Source organism: Paenibacillus allorhizoplanae, assembly GCF_927798215.1.
Taxonomy (GTDB): Bacteria; Bacillota; Bacilli; order Paenibacillales; family NBRC-103111; genus Paenibacillus_E; species Paenibacillus_E allorhizoplanae.
The window spans coordinates 116,089-140,330 of sequence record NZ_CAKMMW010000007.1; the positions used below are offsets into that span (position 1 = coordinate 116,089).

At 47.1% G+C, this 24,242-nt stretch carries 28 protein-coding genes and 1 riboswitch; of the genes, 18 read left to right on the plus strand and 10 right to left on the minus strand.

Annotated elements, in window-relative coordinates:
* The first annotated feature begins 46 nt into the window (after positions 1–46).
* The 8 genes from L6I86_RS14155 (at position 47) to L6I86_RS14190 (ending at position 6,637) form a co-directional block, all read left to right on the plus strand.
* The gene (locus L6I86_RS14155; protein WP_236288018.1) at positions 47–505 is read left to right on the plus strand and encodes a DUF948 domain-containing protein; all 459 of its coding nucleotides are present in this window, start codon (positions 47–49) and stop codon (positions 503–505) included.
* A 14-nt stretch (positions 506–519) separates the two neighbouring features.
* A complete protein-coding gene (locus L6I86_RS14160) occupies positions 520–891 on the plus strand; it encodes an STAS domain-containing protein (RefSeq protein ID WP_235550392.1) in 372 nt (123 codons plus the stop codon).
* Positions 888–1,334, plus strand: a complete 447-nt coding sequence (gene rsbW, locus L6I86_RS14165) for an anti-sigma B factor RsbW (RefSeq protein ID WP_236288020.1) — start codon at positions 888–890, stop codon at positions 1,332–1,334. Before L6I86_RS14160 ends, rsbW begins: the two co-directional genes overlap by 4 nt.
* Complete coding sequence (locus L6I86_RS14170; RefSeq protein WP_236288022.1) at positions 1,331–2,104, plus strand: sigma-70 family RNA polymerase sigma factor; 774 nt, start codon at positions 1,331–1,333, stop codon at positions 2,102–2,104. The genes rsbW and L6I86_RS14170 overlap by 4 nt, the downstream gene beginning before the upstream one ends.
* 97 nt (positions 2,105–2,201) lie before the next feature.
* Positions 2,202–4,982, plus strand: coding sequence for a CHASE3 domain-containing protein (locus tag L6I86_RS14175; protein ID WP_236288024.1), 2,781 nt, complete (start codon positions 2,202–2,204; stop codon positions 4,980–4,982).
* Positions 4,877–5,842 (plus strand): CheR family methyltransferase, encoded by a 966-nt coding sequence (locus L6I86_RS14180; protein ID WP_236288026.1) that lies wholly within the window; start codon positions 4,877–4,879, stop codon positions 5,840–5,842. The genes L6I86_RS14175 and L6I86_RS14180 overlap by 106 nt, the downstream gene beginning before the upstream one ends.
* A 171-nt stretch (positions 5,843–6,013) precedes the next feature.
* Entirely contained in the window at positions 6,014–6,178 is a 165-nt protein-coding gene (locus tag L6I86_RS14185) for a DUF1328 domain-containing protein (protein WP_236288028.1), read from the plus strand.
* 66 nt (positions 6,179–6,244) lie between these two features.
* A complete protein-coding gene (locus tag L6I86_RS14190; RefSeq protein ID WP_236288030.1) occupies positions 6,245–6,637 on the plus strand; it encodes a YflT domain-containing protein in 393 nt (130 codons plus the stop codon).
* A 77-nt stretch (positions 6,638–6,714) separates the two neighbouring features.
* Here L6I86_RS14190 and L6I86_RS14195 read toward each other — a convergent pair whose 3' ends face one another.
* Entirely contained in the window at positions 6,715–6,915 is a 201-nt protein-coding gene (locus L6I86_RS14195; protein ID WP_081787428.1) for a cold-shock protein, read from the minus strand.
* Positions 6,916–6,980: 65 nt separating this feature from the next.
* Positions 6,981–7,181: a cold-shock protein gene (locus L6I86_RS14200; protein ID WP_028555458.1), complete on the minus strand. Its 201-nt coding sequence runs from the start codon at positions 7,179–7,181 to the stop codon at positions 6,981–6,983.
* A 220-nt stretch (positions 7,182–7,401) separates the two neighbouring features.
* A riboswitch (purine riboswitch) is annotated at positions 7,402–7,498 on the plus strand.
* A gap of 60 nt (positions 7,499–7,558) precedes the next feature.
* On the opposite strand from L6I86_RS14200, the gene L6I86_RS14205 reads away from it, so the two are divergent.
* Positions 7,559–8,923, plus strand: a complete 1,365-nt coding sequence (locus L6I86_RS14205) for an 8-oxoguanine deaminase (RefSeq protein WP_236288032.1) — start codon at positions 7,559–7,561, stop codon at positions 8,921–8,923.
* Between the two features lie 56 nt (positions 8,924–8,979).
* Here the strand turns inward: L6I86_RS14205 and L6I86_RS14210 are convergent, their stop codons facing one another.
* Positions 8,980–9,333: a hypothetical protein gene (locus tag L6I86_RS14210; RefSeq protein ID WP_236288034.1), complete on the minus strand. Its 354-nt coding sequence runs from the start codon at positions 9,331–9,333 to the stop codon at positions 8,980–8,982.
* Between the two features lie 111 nt (positions 9,334–9,444).
* The gene (locus tag L6I86_RS14215; protein ID WP_236288036.1) at positions 9,445–10,959 is read right to left on the minus strand and encodes a copper amine oxidase N-terminal domain-containing protein; all 1,515 of its coding nucleotides are present in this window, start codon (positions 10,957–10,959) and stop codon (positions 9,445–9,447) included.
* A gap of 148 nt (positions 10,960–11,107) precedes the next feature.
* Between L6I86_RS14215 and L6I86_RS14220 the strand changes: the two genes are divergently transcribed.
* From L6I86_RS14220 to L6I86_RS14235, 4 genes are all read left to right on the plus strand, one after another.
* Positions 11,108–11,704: an NfeD family membrane protein gene (locus tag L6I86_RS14220; RefSeq protein ID WP_236288038.1), complete on the plus strand. Its 597-nt coding sequence runs from the start codon at positions 11,108–11,110 to the stop codon at positions 11,702–11,704.
* Positions 11,705–11,755: 51 nt separating this feature from the next.
* Complete coding sequence (locus L6I86_RS14225; RefSeq protein WP_236288039.1) at positions 11,756–13,201, plus strand: flotillin family protein; 1,446 nt, start codon at positions 11,756–11,758, stop codon at positions 13,199–13,201.
* A gap of 248 nt (positions 13,202–13,449) precedes the next feature.
* Positions 13,450–14,940: an HD domain-containing phosphohydrolase gene (locus L6I86_RS14230; protein WP_236288041.1), complete on the plus strand. Its 1,491-nt coding sequence runs from the start codon at positions 13,450–13,452 to the stop codon at positions 14,938–14,940.
* Positions 14,941–15,006: 66 nt separating this feature from the next.
* Positions 15,007–15,186: a hypothetical protein gene (locus tag L6I86_RS14235; protein ID WP_236288042.1), complete on the plus strand. Its 180-nt coding sequence runs from the start codon at positions 15,007–15,009 to the stop codon at positions 15,184–15,186.
* Between the two features lie 137 nt (positions 15,187–15,323).
* Here L6I86_RS14235 and L6I86_RS14240 read toward each other — a convergent pair whose 3' ends face one another.
* Both L6I86_RS14240 and L6I86_RS14245 read right to left on the minus strand, forming a co-directional pair.
* Positions 15,324–16,634, minus strand: a complete 1,311-nt coding sequence (locus L6I86_RS14240; RefSeq protein ID WP_236288044.1) for a hypothetical protein — start codon at positions 16,632–16,634, stop codon at positions 15,324–15,326.
* Positions 16,621–17,187: an RNA polymerase sigma factor gene (locus L6I86_RS14245; protein ID WP_056610767.1), complete on the minus strand. Its 567-nt coding sequence runs from the start codon at positions 17,185–17,187 to the stop codon at positions 16,621–16,623. Before L6I86_RS14245 ends, L6I86_RS14240 begins: the two co-directional genes overlap by 14 nt.
* A gap of 290 nt (positions 17,188–17,477) precedes the next feature.
* Here L6I86_RS14245 and L6I86_RS14250 point away from each other — a divergent pair, with 290 nt between their 5' ends.
* From L6I86_RS14250 to L6I86_RS14265, 4 genes are all read left to right on the plus strand, one after another.
* Positions 17,478–17,927 (plus strand): hypothetical protein, encoded by a 450-nt coding sequence (locus L6I86_RS14250; protein WP_236288045.1) that lies wholly within the window; start codon positions 17,478–17,480, stop codon positions 17,925–17,927.
* Between the two features lie 209 nt (positions 17,928–18,136).
* Positions 18,137–19,366: an S-layer homology domain-containing protein gene (locus L6I86_RS14255; protein WP_236288047.1), complete on the plus strand. Its 1,230-nt coding sequence runs from the start codon at positions 18,137–18,139 to the stop codon at positions 19,364–19,366.
* Between the two features lie 130 nt (positions 19,367–19,496).
* On the plus strand, positions 19,497–20,186 hold the full coding sequence (gene araD, locus L6I86_RS14260) for an L-ribulose-5-phosphate 4-epimerase (protein WP_236288049.1): 690 nt from the start codon (positions 19,497–19,499) through the stop codon (positions 20,184–20,186).
* A 254-nt stretch (positions 20,187–20,440) separates the two neighbouring features.
* Positions 20,441–20,932 (plus strand): GAF domain-containing protein, encoded by a 492-nt coding sequence (locus L6I86_RS14265; protein WP_236288051.1) that lies wholly within the window; start codon positions 20,441–20,443, stop codon positions 20,930–20,932.
* A gap of 125 nt (positions 20,933–21,057) precedes the next feature.
* On the opposite strand, the gene L6I86_RS14270 is transcribed toward L6I86_RS14265, so the two are convergent.
* The 3 genes from L6I86_RS14270 to L6I86_RS14280 all read right to left on the minus strand — a co-directional run bounded on the left by L6I86_RS14270 (position 21,058) and on the right by L6I86_RS14280 (position 22,531).
* Positions 21,058–21,339 carry a response regulator transcription factor gene (locus tag L6I86_RS14270; protein ID WP_236288053.1) on the minus strand — a complete coding sequence of 94 codons (282 nt, stop codon included), beginning with the start codon at positions 21,337–21,339 and terminating at the stop codon, positions 21,058–21,060.
* A gap of 200 nt (positions 21,340–21,539) precedes the next feature.
* A complete protein-coding gene (locus tag L6I86_RS14275; protein WP_236288055.1) occupies positions 21,540–22,175 on the minus strand; it encodes a thiamine diphosphokinase in 636 nt (211 codons plus the stop codon).
* Positions 22,176–22,297: 122 nt separating this feature from the next.
* Positions 22,298–22,531 (minus strand): hypothetical protein, encoded by a 234-nt coding sequence (locus L6I86_RS14280; RefSeq protein WP_056610744.1) that lies wholly within the window; start codon positions 22,529–22,531, stop codon positions 22,298–22,300.
* A 120-nt stretch (positions 22,532–22,651) separates the two neighbouring features.
* Between L6I86_RS14280 and L6I86_RS14285 the strand changes: the two genes are divergently transcribed.
* Positions 22,652–23,389 carry a DUF554 domain-containing protein gene (locus tag L6I86_RS14285; RefSeq protein WP_236288261.1) on the plus strand — a complete coding sequence of 246 codons (738 nt, stop codon included), beginning with the start codon at positions 22,652–22,654 and terminating at the stop codon, positions 23,387–23,389.
* 2 nt (positions 23,390–23,391) lie between these two features.
* On the opposite strand, the gene L6I86_RS14290 is transcribed toward L6I86_RS14285, so the two are convergent.
* On the minus strand, positions 23,392–24,093 hold the full coding sequence (locus tag L6I86_RS14290) for a response regulator transcription factor (protein ID WP_236288057.1): 702 nt from the start codon (positions 24,091–24,093) through the stop codon (positions 23,392–23,394).
* Between the last annotated feature and the right edge of the window lie 149 nt (positions 24,094–24,242).

Below are 24,242 nucleotides of genomic sequence, written 5' to 3' on the forward strand. Positions count from 1 at the left end.
AACTTGGGTAACTACGTATTAACACGGCAAAATAGGAGGGATTCCCATGCTGCTTCAAATAAGTGTATGTGTTGTAGCAATTGCATTTGTGTTTCTGGTTTTTTATTTGATCCAAACCTTAAAATCCTTAAAGCATTCCCTTGATGAGATAACCTCAACAATGGGACAGATGAAAAATGAAGTGACGGAGATCAGTTCTGATGTGAAGGATGTCATTCTCAATACGAATGAGGTTGCGATCGATATGCGAATGAAACTTTCCACACTTAATCATCTATTCGGAACTGTGCAGGATGTTGGTCAAGTACTTCATGAGCTATCTTCTTCCGTTAAACAATCAGCTTCAAGCCTGATCGCTTCCGTCAAGCCAACTGAAGTGTCTGCGAAAACATCCCCGCTTAATGGGAAGTTGAAGGCTATTCTGCAAGGAGCGACTATGACGCTCGAGATTTGGGATAAAATTAAAGTGAAGAAGTCATCACCGCCAGCCGGTTCGATGAAATAGAGAGGGGTCATCACGTGAACGCTATACGTAAATTTATGTTTTATAAACAGTCAGATGGGAAAGAAAATAGGATATATCTCAGTGGAGAGCTTGATCTCTCAGCGGCGTCTTCCCTTGCTAACGTACTGGATTCTGTAGTAAGGAAAGAGGAAGAAACGCTTATCCTAGATTTGAAAGAACTAAAATATATAGACAGCACGGGAATTGGGCTCATCGTATCCGCGATTAAAGTCAGGGCTGCTATGCACGCAGCGTTCCAGATCGATCATATCCCAGCTAAAGTTAGGCGGTTATTCGATATTACAGGCGTTTCCAGTTATTTGCATAACAATGGTAGCTTAAGAGAAAATCAACGTGTAACTGAAAGGAAAGAAGAAATCATATGAGCCCATACATTGGCCTGACCATACCTGCACAAGCGGAATATTTGGATATTGTTCGACTCACCTTATACGGCGTTGCAACCAAAGCTGGCTTCTCCTTTGAGGATATTGAAGATATGAAAGTCGCTGTCGCGGAAGCGTGCAACAATGCCATTCTTCATGCCTATGCAGAGGGGCAGTCAGGTATCGTAGAGATTCAATTTGAGCCTAGCGAGGGCTATATGAAAATAACGGTGAAGGATGAAGGCGATAGCTTTCATTACATTCAAACGGCCCCCGAAGAAGTAACGCTGCACCACAAATCGATTCAAGAAGCTGCGGTTGGTGGACTCGGTCTCTTTCTAATGCAAGCATTAATGGACGATGTGCAGGTGTTTGCGCGCGGAGGCCAAGGAACTGAGGTCATTCTGACCAAGCAGGTGTATAGAAAAGAGGAGATTGTATGAATGCGAAGGGAACTGTCTCTTCCTCCGACCCTTTATATGAGATCTATGAAAAGAAGAAGATTTATAAGGAAACCGGATGTCAAGAGGCAGCTACCGCATTGCTCCTGCACTATGAACCGATTGTGCGAATGGCAGTAGCCAAAATGTCGCGAAGCCGCCCTGACCTCTATGAGGACCTCTTTCAAGTCGGTCAGATGTCGATGCTCAGGTTGTTTACGCAATATGACCATGCGATGGAAGTACCTTTTGAAGGCTATGCCATGAAAAGCCTCATTGGGCATCTCAAAAATTATTTGCGTGACAAATCCTGGTACATACAAGTCCCCAGACGCATTAAGGAAAAGGGAGCGCAGATTCAGCGTGCGTTGGACGAATTGACAGCTAAGCTGGAGCGCTCGCCGAAGGTGGATGAAATTGCAGCTTATCTAGAACTGAGTCCTGAAGAAACCATGGAGATCTTAGCGGGTCGTGATTATTATCACTACACGTCCCTAGATACCCCGCTCACAAGCGAGGGAGATGGGGCTACGATTGGGGATATGATTGCAGGTACTTCCGATGACTATCAAGCTATAGAACGGCGTATGGATCTTGCAGAAGCTATGGATTGCTTGAAGGAAGAGGAACGTACCGTCATTGGGATGATCTACCAAGAAGGGCAGTCCCAACGCCATATTGCCGATCAGCTAGGCATCTCTCAGATGAGTGTATCTCGTATTCAGAAGAGGGCGATGACGAAATTGAAAACAGCATTAACCTCGAACGTATAGAAGGTTAGTTACCTGCTAGGGGCTGAAAATGTGGTATAGTAGATTAGTACAATGTTATCTTACATTTGCTACCAACTGTACCAGGAGGCACTTTCTTATGTTTAATTCCATCCTATTTAAGATTAAACCCAAGATTATGCTGGGTTACATCTCAATTATTATCTGTCTAGGTCTAGCGCTACTAGTTGTAAGTAGTCGCGTAACGGATCTGCAGAAAGAAGTTAGTTTCATCTCATCCCATGATATGGAAGTACACGATCAGCTGCACGAATTACAGAAAAATATGCTCGATATGGAAACGGGCTTGCGCGGCTTTGTCATCACAGCGGATGACCAATATCTAGAGCCTTACAATGACGGAAATCGAGCTTGGCTAGAAACGTTTAATAAAATTCATCAGCTTGTCAGTGATAATTCCTCCCAGGTGCAAAGCTTGGATGCGATTAAAGAGACGATTCAGACCTGGTTGAAAACGAGCGGAGACAATGTCATCCGCATGAAAAAGGAAAACAATACAGCAGCAATCAATGACTATTTTAAACAGAATGCAGGCAAAAAAGTGATGGATCAGTTGCGGACGCAATTTGATTCCTTTCTCATCACGGAGAAGAAGCTTACCTCTTTAAGAGTCGAGCAAATCGCCAAAAGCAACTATAATCTTAAAGTTGTTCTTTTTACTATTTTGGCTCTTATTTCCATTGTGGCTATAGTTGTGGCATTCATTCTATCGAATTCGATAACGAACACCATTAAACAAGTTACCCAGAAGATTCGCGATATTACCGCAATGGAAGGGAATCTAGCTTCTCGGATTGAAGTGAGGACGAATGACGAGATCCGTGTGTTGGCTGAAGCAACGAATGAGTTGTTGGCGAGTTTAGAAAAACAGAGCTGGATTCAATCGGGTATCACAGAAGTTGCAACACTATATCAAGGCATACGTGATATAACATCGCTAAGTGAAGCCTTTATCCATAAGCTGGCACCCATGTTGGATGCCAGCTATGGCGTTATCTATCTAAGGTTGAACGAAGAAGGACAACCTTCTTATGAGAAAATTGCTGGATATGCAGCCTCCGGACAGGATCAAGCTGCTTCCCGGTTTCAACTAGGCGAAGGCTTAGTTGGACAGTGTGCAGTTGATAAACGAATTTTCCTGATGGATAACCTTCCTGATAATCATGTAAAAATAACGTCTGGGTTAGGAATCTCAACGCCTCGGAGCCTTCTATTAGCACCGATTCTTGTAGATGGAAAAACCGAAGCCGTGATTGAGTTGGCTTCTATTCATCAATTTCAGTCAAAGCATCTGACTTTGGTTGATTCTCTGCAAGAGAAGTTCGGGACGGCGATTACGAGTGTGCGCAGCCGTATGGAAGTGGAGCGTCTCCTCTCAGAGTCGCAAATTCTGACGGAAGAGTTGCAAACGCAATCGGAAGAGCTTCAGACACAGTCCGAAGAACTCCAAATGCAGCAGGAACAGCTGCGGATGACGAATGAGTTTCTGGAGGAGCAGAATCAATTTTCTGAGCAGAAAGCAGCGGAGCTCGAGAAAGCCAAAGACGAGCTTGAAAAGTATTCGTTGCAGCTGAAGACAAGTTCTCAGTACAAAACCGACTTCTTGGCTAATATGTCTCATGAATTGCGTACACCGCTGAATAGCATCATGATTCTTTCGCAAATGCTAGTGGAGAGTAGCGGAGACATGCAAATGTCCGAGGTCGTGGAGTATTCGCGTGTGGTGAATGCGGCGGGTCATGATTTGCTGTCACTGATCGACGACATTCTGGATTTATCCAAGGTTGAAGCTGGGAAAATAGAGATTATGCAGGACGAGGTTAATGTGACGGAGATTCCACAGTCCATGGAGCTTATGTTCGCACCAGTGGCTGCTAAGAAGGCGCTTGATTTCCATGTTATTCTGGATTCAGATGTGCCGTCCGTCATTGTTACTGATGGTCAACGCCTGCAGCAAATTCTGAAGAACCTGCTGTCAAATGCTTTTAAATTCACCGAAACAGGTTCTGTTACGATGAGAATAGCTCTCTCGGATTCAGCGCGTATTAGAGAACTTCTCCATCGAGGTTCCGAGGAAATGATTCTTGCAATCTCGATCAAGGATACAGGGATTGGGATTCCAATTGATAAGCAGCACATTATTTTTGATGCCTTCCAGCAAGTGGATGGTACAACCAATCGTCAGTATGGCGGGACAGGTCTTGGTCTATCGATCTGCCGCGAGTTTACCCGATTGCTTGGAGGCACGATTGTTGTGAAGAGTGAGCTGCAGGTAGGCAGTACATTTACCTTATATATTCCAAATTGCCCAGAAGAACGAGTTCATCCTGACGGTACCTCCGCACAAGATCAGATCGCCGCTTCTACTGAGCAGGTGATTTCGTATATGGGGGGAGCTTCCTATCCGAAGAGTTACTTTAGCGATGCTGAGCTATCCATAGATGTGCCAATTAACGCAGATGCACAACTGTTCGAAGGGAAGAGAGTTTTGCTTGTCGATGATGACGCCCGTAACGTATTCGCACTCGTTAGCGCATTAGAAATAAAAGGAGTAACGGTCGTTGTCGCCGAGAATGGCAGAGAAGCTATCGATCTGTTAACCGTGGAGTCAAATTACGATTTGATATTAATGGATATCATGATGCCAGTTATGGACGGTTACGACGCCATGAAGGAGATACGGGGAGGGCTGGAGTTGCGCCACTTACCCATCATTGCCTTGACAGCGAAAGCTATGAAGAGTGAGAAAGAGAAATGTCTCGAAGCGGGAGCATCGGACTATATTACGAAGCCGCTGCAGATGGAACAACTCTTCTCACTGATGCGGGTGTGGCTCACGAAGCAGGTGAAGAAGCATTGACACGGGAACCTCAGGATGTATGGAATGAGTTGGAAGAGTACGTCGATGAGAGGGAAACTATTGAGATCAATCTGCTCCTGGAGGGCTTATATCAAATGTACGGATTTGATTTCCGTCATTATGTGCGCTCCTCTTTACGCAGACGTATTCTAAATCGTATGAAGATGGAAAAGCTGCCAACGATAACAGCGCTTCTGGAGAAAGTGCTGCATGAGCCGTTATTCATAGACAAGCTACTGGGCGATATGTCGATTCGCGTGACGGAAATGTTCAGAGACCCCAGTTTCTTCAATGCTTTTCGGACCCAAGTCGTGCCAGAGCTTCGAGACTATCCGGAGATTCGAATATGGCACGCGGGTTGCGCAACAGGCGAAGAAGCCTATGCCATGGCAATCCTCATGCAAGAAGAGGGCTTGGCGGAGAAGACGCGAATATATGCTACTGACATGAACGAGCAAGCCATAGAATCGGCGCAAAAGGGCGCCTTCCCGCTGAAGCAGATGCAATTGTATACGACTAATTATTTGGAATCCGGTGGTACCAAAGCGTTCTCGGAGTACTACACGACGGATCATCAGTATGCGTATTTCAAACCGCAGCTGAAAGAAAATATGATGTTTGCTCAGCATAACCTAGTGACGGATGGCTCCTTTAACGAATTTCACGTTATCCTCTGCCGGAATGTGATGATCTACTTCGATCCGAAGCTGCAGCAGCAGGTGCACAGTTTGTTTTACAGCAGCTTAACCCCGCAAGGTTACTTGGGTCTCGGGAAGAAAGAGTATATTCTTCACGTGCCTGAAGGTGTGCAGTATGATGACTTTGTACCACATGAGCGTATATACCGTAAGAAATCATAGTAGGTGTTATCGGAAAGGGTGTCCCAAAGCCATGTATATGGTGGGGGCACTTTTTTTCTTTTGCACGAATGACCACATTCGTGCAAAAGCCTGTTTCAATCCTAGGAGGGATGGGTAATAGAAAGCATAGCAAGATGAACACTATCGAAAAGGAAGAGAGAGGTGTTGGGTATGTTAGGATGGGCTATGACGTTTCTAGTAATTGCGTTAGTTGCAGGTGTTTTTGGATTCTTTGGGATTGTCTCAACAGCAGTAGGTATCGCCAAAATCTTGTTCTTCGTTTTCCTTATTATGTTCGTAGTATCACTAATTTTCGGCAGACGTCGAAGCATTTAGAACAAAGTAGCTACTCAAGGTAACACGGTAACACCCTATAAAACCCATTGACGAGGAGGAATTGCCATGAGTACGTATACCAGAGTAAGTGTGACATCCAGTCTTGAGGATACGCAGAAGAAAGTACAGCAACTGCATAACGAAGGCTTTAAAAAGGATCATATTTATGTTCTGACACACAGTGCTGAAGGTACAAATTACGTCGCGGAGTATGCGGGTGCAGAGCAGATTTCGATGGCCGAAGAAGGGTTGTTCACGTCGATCGCCAATCTGTTCCGATCACGTGGCGAGGAGTTGAGAGCGAAGATCCTGGCGCTCGGCGTGCCTGAAGCGGAGACGGACAGACTCGTAACTGAGTTGGAGTGGGGGAAAATTCTCGTATTAGCTACCCCTCATATGAGTGAGGAAGATACCTTGATGATGTACCAAGGCGAAGCATTTCAGCGAACTATATATTAAGTGGATTAGCATTATATAGTCCTATAACAAGAAGAGCCCTTGTCTCCATTGGAGACAGGGGCTCTTCTGTGCCGGATTCATCGCCTGCTGCTTGTGTTCGATAAGGTTGGGAGCATCTTTAAATCCTTGACCATGGATGAATTGCAAATCGGACATGCGGGACTATCCGCGAATGAAAAGTTATCTCTCATCCAGCAAGAGCACTGATCAGTGCTGCAGGTCCAGATGCTGGTTTGTTCCTCCGGTACTGGTTCCAATGATTTTTTTGAAAAGTACAATCGAACTCCTCCTTGTCATAATTGACTCTGACGCGCAAGCAGTTAAAGCAATATGTGATGAAGGACTACAGCTTGACTACATTTTCAGCTTGCGGTCCGCGGTTACCTTGAACAACTTCGAATTGCACACGTTGGCCTTCATCCAAGCTTTTAAAACCTTCCCCTGTAATGGCGCTGAAATGAACGAATACGTCATTACCGCCTTCCATTTCGATAAACCCAAATCCTTTTTCTGCGTTAAACCATTTTACTGTACCTGTTTCCATGTGTTCATAAACCTCCAACAATAATTTGTGCCTGCGATTCTCATCGGCGGAATCAACTCGTTCCGAAGAGCTTGTAAGTCATTAACGCAGCTTTGATAATATATCCATTATTAGGGAAGCTTATTCCACTTTTCTGAAAAAACATCATAGTTATTTTCAACGGCAACCCTCTTGACGTTTCTTTATTAGCTGATCTATACTATTCCTAAATTTAGCAAAAGTTTACGACAATTTCATAGTTCGTATAACCTCGATAATTCGGTTCGGGGGCTCTACTGGGAACCTAAATCCTAACTACGAACACAATATATGCGTATATTGTGTTTGTGGTTAGGATTTTTTTGGTTCCCTTATTCTATTTTAGGAGGCTTATTAAAATGGGTTCCATCTTGATTCAAAATGCGAAGGCAATTGTAACGGTAGATGCAGAGGACCGCGTGTTGGAGCAGGCGGATCTGCTGATCGAGGGCAATCAAATTGTACAGATAGGGAAGGGATTATCTCCGAAGGATGCCTCCACGCAAATTATTGATGCATCCAACATGTTCGTGTATCCTGGTCTCATCAATGTGCATCATCACTTGTATCAGACGTTTACGCGTAACCTGCCGCAGGTGCAGAAGCTTGAGCTATTCGATTGGCTCCGCTATCTGTATGAGATCTGGAAAGGTCTTACGCCGGACGCTGTTTATCATAGCTCACTAACCGGAATTGCCGACCTCATGAAGAACGGTTGTACGACCGTATTTGACCATCATTATGTTTTTCCTGAGCAACATAGTGCTCATTTCATCGATAAACAATTCGAAGCGGCTGATCGGCTAGGCATGCGTTTCGTGGCTTCTCGTGGATCAATGACGCTGGGCAAGGATCACGGCGGATTGCCGCCGATGAGCGTCGTGCAGGATATTCAGACGATCCTCACGGATAGTGAGCGGCTTATTGACCTGTATCACGACGCAAGGGCAGGCTCGATGCGACAGGTCGTGCTAGCGCCGTGCTCGCCATTCAGTGTGTCCGCAGATATTCTGCGGGAATCTGCGGCACTTGCAAGAGCTAGAGACGTGCGTCTGCATACACATCTCGCCGAGACGAAGAATGAGGAAGCCTATACGCTCGAACGATTCGGCATGCGGCCACTCGCCTATATGGAAAGCTTAGGCTGGTTAGGCTCCGATGTGTGGTATGCGCATGGCATTCATTTCAATGATGATGAAATGAAGCTGCTCGCGCAGACGAAGACCGGCGTCGCCCATTGCCCCATTTCCAATATGAAGCTATCCTCTGGCATTGCCAGAGTGCCTGAGATGCTGGAGATGGGCATTCCAGTTGGTTTGGCTGTCGATGGCAGCGCTTCTAATGATGGCTCGAATCTGCTGGAGGAGCTTCGCATCGCCTACCTGCTTCACAGGCTGCAATCTAGCGCATTGGCGCCAACCGGATATGATCTATTGAAGGTAGCAACGAGGGGGGGAGCAGAGATCCTGGGTAGATCCGACATTGGGTCGCTGGAGGTAGGTAAATCTGCTGACTTGTTCATGGTGCGAATCGATCAGATAGACGCTGTCGGAACACATACCGACGCTAAGTCGTGGTTGGGGACAGTAGGCCTCAAACGCGCGGTCGACTACACGGTCGTCAATGGCCGAATCGTAGTGGAGAAGGGGATTCTAACGGGAGCAGATGAGGGAAGGCTGTATGAGGACTGTCAGGCCTCCTACCAGCGCTTCATTCAGCAATAACGAATAAAGCTCGCTCTCTCAGCCTAAGTGGCCTTGAGGAGCGAGCTTAATGTGTTTTAGGCAAGCAGTAGAATAACTAACAGTTCAAAAAGCACAAGCGTCAAAATTTGATTATATTGTGCTGGTGTGTAGATCGGTCTTTGGTGACCTTGTTGGTGTCCATGATGAGGATCCGTATTCAGATACACGTGATGACCATCTGCATTAATGAGAACACCTTCATGTGTATGCCCATCAATTGTCGTGACACGAATCTTACGGCCCATGTGTGGATGCAATGCATGCATGAGGGCATCTCTTTTGTGCTTCATCATGTGCTGCCAGTTGGGCTCAGCCTGATACAACATATGAGGTCCTTGGTGTCCGTGATGACCTTGCGGCCCTTGTTGATGCATAGGGTTTGTATACATAAACGTTCACTCCTTCTCGTACAACTGCGCTCTCGCAGCAGGCTTTCTGCCTAGGTTCATTACTAGACTATTCAGCTATACGAAAAGGGTGATCGCCTATCTTGAATTTACTTAGTCGCGGTGGATCGTGACAACACGCGTCTCATTATTGAATGAAACTACGCAGCCAAGCTGCTCAGCAATGAAGCGAATAGGAACAAAAGTTGAGTTGTCAGACAATGTAGCGGCACTCTCCAGCTCAGGAACAGCGGAGCCGTTTACAGTTGCATTTTTGCTATCCAATGTCAAAAGCAGTGTTTTCCCCGTGAGGAAATCAGTAATCGTAACTTGGCGTAGATCACCATTCCAGCCAACCTCAGCACCTAACTGCTCGGAAACAAAGCGAACCGGTACCATCGTCGTGCCAGTGGCATTAATAAATGGTTGAGGTGCGTCGTCTTTAGCTCCCGACCCGTCGGTAACCATATTGATATCTTTTTTGGTCACTTGCAGATCGTTTTTAAGCATTTTATAAAGCGTAGATTGCTTATCTAATGTAGCAAGCACCCTGAAGATTGCCGTAGCATCTGGTTTAAGTTGAAGTGCACCGGACGTATCTACCTTGCTAGCCGTAACCGGTTTATTCAAATTCCAAGATTCACTCACATAGGAAATCTTAATCGCGGAAGCTCCATTGTTTGATTTCGTAAGAGGCATATTGATCGCAATGTTCTGCTTACGAATTTGCTTGTCACCATCAATGAAAAGATCTGCTTGAAGCGATGCTTTGCTACTAAACATATCTTTCGTTGGATCAATGGAATCTGCCAATCCCGCTAGGTAATCATGGATAGGGGAGTACACAAAGCCAAGAGTCAGATTTTTATTCGTTAGAAGACTCAAAGCAATGCTTTTATCTCCAGCAGCGATCTGTTCTTGAATCACAGGAGCAAGTGCATCGTACAACTGGCTAAGCACTTTTTTGAGGCCAGCTTCATCGGCAAGAACGTTAGTTAGCAGCTTTTGCAGAAGAGAAGCTAATTCCGTGCCGCTAAGCTCTACATGTGCTTTTTGCAACGAGAGCGATTCATTATTGACTTTATCCGTTACGGAAGTAATTGCTAGATTAGCAGGATCCGTGGTATTCGCTAAAATAAGTTCAATGAGTCCTGATTTAATTTCAAGTAATTTATTACCGAATTGTTCTTGGATGGCCTTAGGTAAGAAACTTAAGAAAGAAATATCAGCCCCGCCTAAAAGATCAATAACGATCGGCTGTTTCGCACCTTCAATGCTAAGGTTGATCTTCGTACCCTCCATGGCAACGTTAAAAGGGATGCTACCTTTACTGTAAATAATCTTACCTTCAGCAGATAGACGTTGACTATCCTGCGTTTTTACTGCGAGCTCAACCTTTACATCCTGCAGGGCTGCAAGTGCGGCCTTTTCCCCCGCGGATAGCTTAGACGTATCGCCTGGGACAAGCTCAAGCTGCAAAGTACCTTTCGACTCGGAAGACTTCACATTAGCGCCATTCTGAACGGCTTTCGCCAGTTCCAAACCTTGTATTGATTGACAACCCGTTAGCGTCAACATCATGATTACCAGCGCTGCCGAAATTAACCAAGTCCATTTTTTTGAATGCATGGGATAATCTACTCCTTTTGTTTTAATAGATTTAACGATAAGTCATCGAATGATTATACGCAAGTAGTACGAGAAGGATGCGCTTTGTATGTTTAAAATAAACGAAGGGGAATTGCTGTCCTCCTATGCGATATAGGGGGATTTTTCTTTGAAGCGAAACCTTTTATTCCCAATTTCGTCTACATTTATGTGGGAGGTAAAGCCGATGATGACGATGTTTATTGTTTGTTTTTTTGTAGGTCTCGTACTTACGTTACTCATCACACTTTTCGGTGTGGACAGCTTTGAGCTGCATGGCGATGCAGGCGGTACACATGGACACGGGCATAGCAGCCCATCTTGGTTCAATATGTCTTCGTTGCTCGCGGGTTTGACGGTGTTCGGCGGCATGGGGTACATCCTTAACAAGGTTGGCATGACAAGCGGTTTACTCATTCTTCTCTGTGCTATTGCTGCTGGGTTAGTGATGGCGTGGCTCTTCTTTCTTTTGTATGCGAAGGTTATTTATAAGCACGATGACAGTATGAAGGAGAGCGATTTTGAGCTCAGCGGTCAGTTAGGGAAGCTTACAGTTCCGATTATTGGAAAAGGCATGGGTGAAATGGTGTATGTCCTCCAAGGAACCACGCGCTCCATCAGTGTTCGTTCCGAGAACGGTGAGTCCCTAGCGAAAGGGACGAAGGTTGTTATTTTGAACATGAGCAAAGGTGTGGCAACGGTGACGGAATTTAGTGAATTTGAATAGTAGGTTCTTGCTTTAAACAATAGTGAGGAATGACAGGGAGGTAGGGCAGGAATGATGTATTCAGTGCTTATCATGGTTGTTGCCATTGTAGTTGTTGTTTTTATCTTACTGGCTTCGATTGTAAAAGCGTATAAGAAAGTGCCGCCGAATGAAGCGATGATCGTGTTTGGTTTAGGTGGCAAAAGAGTCGTGCAAGGCGGCGGAACGTTCGTCATCCCCGGTTTTCAAAGTTACAAAACGATCTCGATGATGCTCACGAGCTTTGACGTGAAGCCTGATCAACCGATGTTCTCTCTGCAAGGTATTCGTCTCAAAATTGAAGCTGTCGCTCAAATCAAAATTCAAAGTGATCCCATCGCGATCGCAACCGCTTCCGAGCAGTTCCTGGATCATTCGATGGCGGAGCGGGAAGCGATGATTTTGCACTCAGTAGAAGGGCATCTGAGGGGGTTAGTTGGGCAGTTGACAGTAGAATCGATCCTCAAGAACCCGGATGAGCTTAATAGTAAGATGAGGGAAACATGTTCGGAGGACTTGGATAAAATGGGGCTAAACCTCATTTCCTTCGTGCTGAAACGGGTAGCGGACGATCAAGGCTACATCGAGAATTTGGGTGTACCTGAAGTGGAGAGGATTCGCAAAAGCGCGAGTATTGCCAAAGCGGAAGTCGAGCGAGATATTCAAATCCGGCAGGCGGATACGGAGAAGGAGTCGGCTATTCGCAAGGCGGAAGCCCATCAATTGACGATTGAAGCAGAGAGCGCGGCTTCGGCGAAGGAAGCTCAGTACCGCAAGGAGCTCAGCATGAAGGAAGCTGAGTTCAAGCAGGAGACGACGAGTCGTCAGGCGGAAGCGGATTTGGCCTATGAATTGAAGCAAAAACAAATTCAACAGCAACTCGTGACGGAGCAGGTACGGATCCGTCAGATGGAAGCGGAGGCGAACAAAACCGTTCGCCAGATCGAGGTTGAGCTGAAGCAGAAGGAGCTCGAGGCTTCTGTTATTAAACCAGCCGAAGCGGAGAGGCTGGCGGCCATTATGCGCGCCGAGGTAAGCAAGCAACGGCAAATCCTTGAGGCCGAGGCGGAAGCGGAGTCGACGAGAAAGCGCGGCGAAGCCACGGCGGAAGCGGAACTCGCCATAGGGAAGGCGAACGCGGAGGTCGTGCGCTTAGCGGGGCTTGCGGAAGCGGAGGCGCTGGAGAAGAAAGCCGAGGCCTACAAGCAGTACACGCAGGCGGCGGTGACGGTGGAAATCCTCCGCATCCTGCCGGAGCTGGCGGAGAAAATTGCGGCGCCGCTTAGCAACGTGGATAAGATCACCGTGATCTCGCAGGACGGTTCGACGTCCGGCGTCAACCGGATCACCGGCGATATTGCCAAAATGATCGCGCAGGTGCCGGAGATCACCCAGACGCTCACAGGCAAAAGCGTGACCGACTTAGCACGCGCGTTCCTTGGAACGGATGCTGACCCGACGTTGAAGCGGGAAGGATAGGGAGGGGCTTGTGCGGGTGCGGTAAGGCCCGAAAAGGCCCGAAAAGGGCCTTGAATTCTCGGACACGGAGCTAACGTGAAAGCTACACTCTTAACTGTAGAGTGTGGCTTTTTTCTTTTGCCAGAATAGCTAGCAAGTTAGTAAACTCTAATAGAGATATCGAGCGGGAATTGCCAGATTACGGTACAATAGAGGTGATGCGAGTCAACTTCGCAGTGAGGAAAGTTTTGGATAGAGGCGGGTGTTGTATGCTGATATATAGGAAGTTTCTACGAGATCTTTTGCGAAATTATATGATGGGGTCGGGTATTGCTGTGCTTGTTGTAGGCGGGGTCATTATTTCGACGACGCTCACGATATCGGGCGTTGAATTGTTCCGCTTATTAATCATTATGATTTTATCGTTATGTGTCATGATGTTTGCGGAGTTTCTGATATTTCAGAGGCACATAGGGCCAATTCGCGAAATGATGGGGCAAGAGAAGCCAGCGCTTACGACTATTCGTGCAGCCTACTTACAGACACATCGCTTTCCTGCCTTGTCGGTGATGCGGATCATGGGGCCGCACTTTTTGGGGCTATCAATTCCGGCAATGACCATGGCGAGCCTAGGGATTGCGTGGGGTTGGTTGACACTGCCTGCTTTTTACATAGGGCTGGCGGGCATCGGTGCCATACTGATTGCTAGTATGCATGCGTTGCTTGAGTTTTTTATGACGGCGCAAGCCATTCGGCCCATGCTGATACATATACGTGAGTTGGGGCAGCAGATTCATGGGGAGGACGTCTCGTTGGATGGACGCGTCATCGTGTCAATTCAGCGGAAGTTCCAGCTGAGTGCGTTTCTCATCGGCACGATGCCGCTATTTCTTTTTAGCTTAGCAACGCAAATTCGGTTGAGCACAAGCGTGGATTCCTCCCAGTTGATCGCTGATTATTGGAAGTGGGCGGCGATTATTCTGTTGCTGGGCGTTGGCTTCTCGTCTTTGGGAGCACGCTTGCTGGCCAGTGATATTCAACAGCCTATTGAGGATTTACATCGCGTGATGAAGCAAGTGCAGTCCGGTGATCTCAAAGTTAGGGCGTCTGACTTATACTCGGATGAGTTCTCGCGGTTGATTGCGGGCTTTAACCATATGGTGAAGGGCCTCGATGCCCGTGAAAAAATGAACAATCAGCTCCTGCAGAGCTATTACGCTACGCTTGCGGCAGCTCTAGATGCGCGAGATGCTTATACGGCAGGGCATTCAACGCGCGTCGCCAGGTACTCCTTGTTGATTGGACAAGCGGTTGACCTGAGCGAACAGGAGCTTGACTGGTTGTACAAAACGGCGCTGCTGCACGATATCGGCAAAATCGGCGTGCGCGATGCGGTGCTGTTAAAGGATGGCCGACTCACCGACGAGGAATTCGAGCAAATCAAGCGTCACCCGGATCTGGGTGAATCGATTTTGAAACAAATTGAGCCCGCTGAGGCGATGGCTCCTTTGCTTCCAGGCGTGCGCTCGCATCACGAGCGCTACGATGGCGCGGGCTATCCGGATGGCCTGAAGGGCCAGGATATCCCGGTGTTCGGCCGCATCATTGCGGTAGCCGATGCGTTCGATGCGATGACGTCCGATCGGCCGTATCGGAAGGGAATGCCTACCCGGAAGGCGATGGCCATTCTCGCAGATGGGAAGGGGAGCCAGTGGGATCCCCGTTTTGTTCAGGGCTTTATGGATGCGTACAAGGCCTAGTTGCTGAGAGTGGTAGTCAGGGAGTCAGAGGCTACAGGGGAGTAGATAGCTGAGTAAGCTGAGTACTTGTGGCACCAACTAAATGGAAAACATACAGCTAATTCATCCGTATTTGATGGAATCGAACGAATAGATGGAAAAAGTGAAGCTAAAATTGCCAGGATTGGTGATATTGCCGTTTTGGGCGGGAATTACCTACATGAAATCCAGCTATTCTCACGTTTGCGTGAAAATCAACAAAATTAGCTACATATAATCCAGTTAAATTTGTTGAAGTGCATCTGGAGCGGCGGGGAGACGTTTGGGGCGTAGAAGTAGAAGTAGCTAACCCAACCGAAACCACATAAAACCCGCTGTCCAAGAGGACCAGCGGGTTTTATGATCTAGCGGGTTTTCACTTGTGCTTCCACTTCCACGGGCCGAGACTCTGTCGCAATGGACAGGTAGCGCCCGACCTTGTCGATCCACTCCTGAACGTAGTGATCTGTGGCCCATTGTGCCATGACCAGCTGTTCACCAGGCTCCAGGTCTAAGGTAAGCTGGGGAATGCTGCCAGGTGCTTGCCCGTAGGAGTAGAATTTGAGCGTATCTCCCTCGAAAATGACGAGCATATCGTCCAAGGGGGAGGTTAGCGCATCCGTAGCTTTCGGCCACGAGGACTTGATATTGGTCCAAGAACAACAGATCTCGTCGTGATTAACGACTTTGTCAGGCAATTGGCGTGGGAAATCACGCAGTACGTAAGAATCAGGTCTCGATAAACTAGCTTTCGGTGTTTCAGCAACCTTGCCAACCCACTGTCCTGCCTCACGCTGCACGGTCCAACTCTGTCCCGATACCTCGCTCATTGCATTGTCTGCCATGGTCGACATCCTCGCTAGATCCGTACTCGTACTTGTGCCAAAGACATCCATCAAGGACACGTGGTTCTTGTCCACTGGCTTTTTGTAGAATTGCAAGGTGCGTGCTTCCTTCAATTGTGGAAGCGTGCGCACCCAGATGCGATCCGCATGATAAGGCGCATTGCCATTCCAAGTTGCCTCCGACTCGGCAATGGAGACGTACTGGTTGCCTGCAAACAACAGTGTTTCTACGCGATTAAATTCTTGATCCTCTGGCTCTGTGAAGCGTTCTGTCTTGATGGGCTGATCAGCCAAATGAGCAGATAAATAGTGAGACTCACCTTTGTTCGTCAGATGTGTGAGGGAGTCGATTTTCCAGAAGTTTTGCTTATACGGCATCAAAATACCAGTGCCTTCGGAGGTCTTCTGTAATTGCCCGCGAACGGGCGCTATGAGCATCGTCCGATAGGTGCTGTAACGAAGTGGCGACAGCACGCGCCCTTGGCCGCCACTTGTGGCAGACTCATGCTCTGTCCGTAGCCCAATGAGTAAGGCTGTGTTGATGGGAGCAGGAGGGGGTGTGGAGACGGTAACCGCCGCCGGCATCAATTTCCCTTCGAGCGCAGCAGCCTCACTTTGCGTATGCATCGTATGCCATGGGAAAAGAAGTACAACAGCCATGACTGTACCTATACCAGCAACGCAGAGAAGAGGCTTTACCTTGGACTTGTTGCGCTCCTTCTTTCGAATCTTTTGCTCAATATCCTGCTGAAGCTTGGAGGTGAACCCCTTCTGTACGAGGGGCGCATCTTCCAATTGCTTCTGGAAGTCATCCGGCTCAGGAGTGTTCAAGCGCTTCACGCTCCTTCAGACTAAGAACCTTAAGTCTGGCGTGGTGAAGTCTGGATTTAACGGTTCCTTCCGAAATATCCAGAATAGCTGCCATTTCCTTGGTTGTCATCTGATAATGTGCGTGAAGAATTAAGATTTCTCTATATTTTGCGGATAAAGACATGACCTTCTGCCAAATTTCACTTGCATATAAATTTTCAACCGCTTCTGTTTCAGCCGAACTTGCGGTACCTCCCGATTGCACGAATCCAACCAGAGTCACCTTGCGCCAAAACGCTTTGCGCATATAATCATAAGCGGTATTGCGGGTTATCGTAAGCAACCAGGTTTTAACCGCAGCTTCACCACGGAAAGTCGTCAGATTGCGATATACTTTTAAGAAAGCATCCTGTGCAATATCGTCAGCTGCATCTTTATTGCGACAAATACTGAAGGCATAATTCCACACATCATTCCCGTAGGTTTCCATTAAATTACGAAGGATCACCTTCTGATCTGTTGTTTCTGCAATGTACTTCAAATAATCAAATACATGGACACCCGTCGTTTCCAATTCTCTCACCTCTCCTATATAGACGCATCTATTCCCGAAAAGTTCACCATTGGAAATAAAAACTTTACTTATAACTTTCGTAAGCCCCTGCCCCTTTGTGCCTCATCAGAGCCTATTCTTTATTGAAACTGTTCATGCCCAATAGTTAGAGCGTGATCGGCAGGAAATTGTACCTAGAAAACAGAACAATTAAAGATAGAAACTGGAACGTATGCGTTCTTGCTTGACAACGAAGCGCTTTAGCACGCAATATGAAGGAAGGACTAGATCCTTCGGAGAGGAAGAGCAGCATGAATTTCGTTGAGCATATAGCAGATCATTTGCGATCCGGGCTAATAAGCAATTATCCGCAGCCGATTGCCCTGAACCTAGGTTTAGTGTACACCGTGAAGCTAGAAGACAAGAAGACGAATTTAATTTGGCTTCCTTATGAATATACAGGTTTAGCTTACATCGATATGGGCCTGCAGGTGAATATTTACCCGTACTACCGGGGCACAATTATCGAGGAAATTGAACTTTCCCGAGGAACGGATCTCTACAAGCCACAGACGGAAGAAGCGTTCACGAAGACTCTCTATACAAAGGGGTACGAGCTGCACCAACTGCTGCAAGAAGAGCAATACAGTCATTTACAGGGGAGTGCACCTGATTACCTAGCGAAAATGATGTACATTGTCGACTGGATGCGCTATTACAATTCTGCTAAAGCGGTAGCAGGGACGAAAAAGAAAGAGTAATCATGTTCACGATAGCGGATCTTGCTTTCTACCTAGTAGAGGGCAGGGTCTTTTTAGCCTTTTATATGGCTATAGACCCAGTTAAGGGGGGCTTATCCTGCCTCAATGAATGGGCTTTTTAGCATGTTCTCAAAGACTAGTAGAAGGCTTATCCTAGAGAATGGTAGAAGTTGGTGCCGAAAATTAGGATAGAAGCGGAGAAATTGGCGATGATACGATGGAATAAATGGCTGACAATTGCGACGATCGGTTGCCTATTAACAATAGGTGGCCTGCAAGGTAGAAGCGAGGCAGCAGGGTTTAAGGATATTGGGGGCCATTGGGCGGAGCAGACGATCGATCAGATGGTGCAGCAAGGTTTATTGGACGGCTTTCCAGATGGAACATTCCGACCAGATGAGACCGTTACCGCAGATCAATTTGTGAAAATTGTACTGCTGGCCTTCACAGATAAGTTCCCAAATGGGGAACGGAAGTGGAAGACAAGCTTTTTGCAAACGCTGAGTGCAGGTAATCAAAATATTTTACAACAGGATTACCGGGATTTCACGTTTAAGCCGAACACGGTTGGTTACTGGGCTAAGCCATATTTGGATTTGGCAAGTGATCTTCATTTTATAAGCAAGGGGCAATTCAGTGATTATAAAGCTTCATTGAAGCGAGAAGATGTCGCGGAGATTTTGTACTATTTATTGAAGGAAACGGAATATTTGGAGGACGAGACGTATAGTCTTGCGGCAGCATCTCATTTCGGAGATTTACAGAGCGCAACGAGCAGGCAGCAGAAGTTTATCGGAGAGTCGATGACGAAGGGGATCATGGAAGGGTATCCGAATGGTTACTTCGGGGTAGGTCAATATGTGACACGTGCCGAAGCGTTGCAAATTATTACGCGTTTGCAGACGAAATCAAAGCGCGTCAGCGTGAAAAACGATAACGAAGCTTTCATCAAGGTCGTGCCAACCAAGGATGGCAGCTACAAGAAGCTCGTTTTCCCAGATGAGCGCATGTTGCAAGCCTACGAAGTGATGGAAGGGGCAGGCAAGCTGCGCGGGACGAATTACGATTTGGAAGAAACGACGCTGCGTCTATTTCGGAATTCAGAAGCCAAAGCGCAATCTCTGAGCGGAGCTACGGCGGAAGCGCGCAACAGCAATGAAGCTTCTCTCTGGTTGGATCCACAGTTTGCGACCTATGGCGTCACTGTCCGTCTGGAGGACGGGGTGCTGGCTCGTAATACGGAAAGCATCCGCAAGTTTACGGATTTCTTATTCGGGTATGATGCAGACATTTTCAACCGCCAATTTACGGATGCCTGCGCACGTGCCGCAGCGAAAGGTGTTCTTGAAACAACGACAACGCAAATCGGTAACTATTCGGTGGAAACACGACTGGAGTCGGATGGGAAGACGATCGTTTTCTCTATTATCCATTCTTAAATGGTCGTTATAAGCTGTACATACAAGTTTAATTATATGCCTATTATTTTCGAAACATCTAGCTAACATGTACGTACAAGTGTATAATGTCGGTATATATGTACATTTTATCGGAAGGTGTTGAGCTCAGATGCTAGAGGAATTGAGACAGCAAGTTTTGGAAGCCAATTTGGATCTGCCCAAATATCGACTAGTTACGTTCACATGGGGCAATGTCAGCGGAATCGATCGTGAGCAAGGACTCGTCGTGATTAAGCCGAGCGGCGTACCTTATGAGAATTTGAAGGCAGAAGACCTCGTTGTCGTGGATCTGCAGGGTAACCTTGTGGAAGGCAAAATGAAGCCATCTTCGGATACGCCAACGCATTTGGCTTTGTATCGTGCTTTCCCATCGATTGGCGGCATCGTTCACACGCACTCGCCGTGGGCGACAAGCTGGGCGCAGGCTGGCCGCGCGATTCCGGCACTCGGTACGACACATGCCGATTACTTCTACGGCGAAGTGCCGTGCACGCGTCTGATGACTGAGGCGGAGATTCAAGGGGCTTACGAGTTGGAGACAGGCCACGTGATTATTGAAACGTTCCGTGAGTTGGATCCCGCGATGGTTCCGAGCGTGTTAGTGAACTGCCATGCACCATTTAGCTGGGGTAAGGATGCGCACAATGCGGTTCATAACGCCGTTGTATTGGAAGAGGTTGCGAAGATCGCGTATCGTACGTACAACTTGAACCCTGCCATTCAGCCGATGGATCAAACCTTGCTGGATCGTCATTTTCTAAGAAAGCACGGCGCAAACGCATATTACGGACAAAAATAAGATCTTATGAGGGCAATCTGCTGACTTAGCGGATTGTCCTTTTTGTACACATACATAAGGAGAGGAGTTAGTCGATGAAAGAGATTAACTCCAGCTCGCCAGCAGCAATTGTAGAAGAGATAGTCGGCTTTGTAGACTAACTCGGGCGCTGCTAGTGGTAATTGTAGAGGAGTTAGTCGCTCCAGTATCTTTTGGCGGGGAGCCTTTCATTTGGTATGATGAAAAGTAGACTAGGCAGAAGAGGATGATGACAGATGTTTGCGAAATCGAATTATAGCGGAACAAGAGAAGAACAATATACATTGCTGATCGGGCAAGCCCACGCGCTAATACAGGATGAACCGAACCGTATTGCGAATCTGGCGAATGCATCTGCATTGCTGGGGCAGTTTCTAGAAGACATCAACTGGGTAGGATTCTACTTGGTGGATGAGCAGCTTGAGCGGAAGGAGCTTGTGCTCGGACCCTTTCAGGGATTGCCGGCCTGCGTGCGAATTCCTTTCGGTAAAGGGGTGTGCGGTACGGCTGCTGAGCGCATGGAAACTGTGCTTGTTCCTGATGTCCACGCTTTTCCAGGACATATCGCTTGTGATGCGGCTTCGCAATCGGAGATCGTGATCCCGATTGTAGTGGGAGCTGAACTTGTCGGGGTGCTGGATATCGACAGCCCAAGCCTCAATCGGTTCGATGATGTCGACCAGCGTTATCTGGAGCAGTTTGTGCAGCAGCTCGCCGCTGCGTTGTAACCTAGATATCTAGCGAGCTCTCGCGGCGATTTTCTGGAAAATAAGTTCCGCCGTCATTTCGGCGAAGGGACGTTTCACAAAGGAACCGCCAGCTGCTCAAGCAACTGGCGGTTCTTTTGGTCTCATTATGAAGGGTAAGCGTCGGTACTGATAATAGCCGATAGAAGCTTGCGCATCGATCGCGTTCCGACTTTATCCATGATTTTCTCGATGTGTACTTTAACTGTTTTTTCACTGATAAAGCAATAATCAGCGATTTCTTTGTTGCTATAACCACGCAAAGCGATAAGGCTAATAATTTCGGCTTCACGCGTTGTAAGGACATGTCGAGATGCAAAATGTGTGATAACAGAAGGTAGTTTGGTAGGAAGAAGATTTCTTACAAGGTTCTCATGAACAGGGGGCATGCTTAAACGACCTCAATATCTCAATAAATGTCTAGCGTATCCTTGATTATAACAGAGTTAGCTATCCTATAGCAGGGAAGAGCGTGTCGAATTTCCAAATTTTTATGTAATTTTTGTCGAGTTAAACTTACGGAACGCTGATTCCACGGTCAATTCTAGCCGGCTTTAGAAAAATAGAAAGAGTGGGAACCAGCATCTCACTAATCCTTGCTTTGAATCACAAGCAATAAGCCTGAGGAAACCTCAATGAGGCCTTCTGGCTCAAGGAGAATATTACTGATGCCAAGCGACATCCCAATTTCAAGTGTTGCTTGATGAAGGGGATATTGGAACCCGTGCAGCGTGATCCCTGTAACCTCTAGGCTTAGTGGAAGCAGGGAGGTATGTGTGTACGGACCCTTCCTCACGCGAGTCGGTCGATCGATCACCATAATGAGATTATTAGCATCCATAATCGCACAGGGAATGCCATGCGCAATGCCTTTGCGAAGCAAATGCACATTAGCAAGGGAATGATCGAACCGTGTGCCTAACGCGCCGACGAGCAGAATTTGGCTAGGATTTTGATCCAGCGCCCAATTAAAAGCCATCTCCGTATCCGTCAGATCCTTATAAATCGGATCGCAGTCTATGAATTCTTGGCTGGAAGCTCGAATGAGGGCAAGCTCCTCGGTTGTAACGGAGTCGAAATCCCCCATCGATATATGGGGGAGGTGGCCGTTTTGAATGAGAAAAAGGGCCCCGCGGTCGGAACCAACCAGAATATCATCCGCGCGAATCTCCTCTAGCGCCCAATCGCCAAGTGTGCCGCCTGTTATTATCATTATGCGTGTCATATAGGAATCCCCCGGGGAAAATTAACCAATGTATTCCCCCTAGTATAGCACAGAAGAGAGAAAAACCGAGAAGCCATAGAGGCCACTCGGTTTCTTTGTGCAGGATGGACGCTTAGTAAAGCTTAGGTTCTTGCATCTACACGCTTACGCATGGGGTTAAGTTCCGATTGATCATGATCAATCTCCGCCTCATCGGCAAAGCCTTGCAGCTCATACGTACTACGGCCTAGAACCAGGTCGGCGGGGAACTCATCACCTCGTTTAAGTGTAACCTCTTGTCCAGCCTCATTGGCATAAATACCGTCGGTTTCGACCGTATCGCCAGTCATGGGATCCATTGATTTGTTCTTCGACATTCAACATGCCTCCTTTCCTGTTGCTTATCCTTACCATTTCCAAGGTTGCAGGAAATTATGAGGAGAATCATGTAGAATGAGAAGGTCATTATAGCTTGTACGCAGAGAGGAATGAAAGGCATGGCGCTATGGGGGACGATCGTGAATGCAGTTGCCATTATTATCGGTGGATTATTAGGCATCCTGCTGCCCCGCATCTCAGAAAGTATAAAAAACACAGTTCTGCAGGGCCTAGGGCTCGCAATCACTGTGCTAGGTATTACAATGGCACTCAAATCAGATCAACTTGTGCTCGTTATCATGAGCATTGTGATTGGCGGTATCCTCGGTGAGCTCATGCGGATAGAAGCGAATCTCACCAAACTTGGCGATTGGCTGCAGACCAAGATAAGCAAGCAACCGACATCTCATCCAGCGGCCCCAACTAGCCTATCAGAAGGCTTCGTCACCTGTACGCTTGTTTATTGCATCGGTGCTATGGCGATACTAGGCCCTTTGGATGGCGGGCTGCGTCATAATCATGATATTTTATACACCAAGTCGCTGCTGGACGGGTTCTTATCCATCATCTTCGCATCGACATTGGGGATTGGCGTTGTTTTCTCTGCCGCATCCGTGTTCGTGATGCAAGGAACGATTGCGTTGTTGGCAACCGTGATCGCCATGGCGTTCAGCCAAGCGTCTCTGGATGCCATGATTGTACAAATTACCGCGGTAGGTGGCGTGTTGGTGATAGGTGTGGGAATAAATATTTTGCAAATAAGAAAAATCAACGTAGCCAACATGCTGCCTGCTCTTGTCATTGCCGCGGCAGCGGTGCCTCTCCAGCAGGTCATAACGGAGTGGCTGCATCGCTAGATTTACATAGCGGATCCGTTAAATTTGTAACCTACGCCTCGTACAGTAATGATGTAGCGGGGCTCAGCTGGATTAAGCTCAATTTTTTTGCGTAAATTGCTGATATGTACAATGAGTGTGCGTGGATCGCCCATGCTGTCCAAGCTCCAGATGAGTTCAAAGAGGTGTTCGATCTTATAAACACGGTTAGGTGTCTTGGCCATCAGGGAGAGCAGGTCGAATTCTTTGGCTGAAAGGGAGATCGTTTGGCCATGCGCACGTACGATGTGGCTCACGAGATCAATTTCTAAACCAGGGAATTTAACCAATTGGGGATCATCCTGATGCTGCTCACGAATGGAGTTGCGGCGAAGAAGTGCTTTGACCCGGGCTACAAGTTGACTAGGGCTGAATGGCTTCGTCATATAATCATCGCCACCCATGCTGAGACCAAGAATGATGTCAATATCCTCACTTTTACATGAAATAAATAGGATTGGCGTATTGCTCGTTTTGCGGAGCTGACGACACACCTCTATACCATCAAGTCCTGGCAGCAAAATATCCAGAATAATGAGATCAGGCCTATGTTCTCTAACAATGCCAAACACATCATGTCCGTTATTGGCACTGATCACTTTATAGCCTTCACGCGCCAAGTAGAGTTGAATTAACTGGACAATTTCTTGCTCGTCATCAACGACTAAAATGGTTTCTCCTGCCATGTTTGAAATCCCCCTCAGTGATGAAACAACTCCTAATGTAAGAAGGGTGTTTCCCTCTCTCGAATATTACATATATTAGCCATTATAGAACGATTCGCTCAGTGATTCTATCCTTTTATTGACAATATTCGGGCTTTAGCATAGTTTAG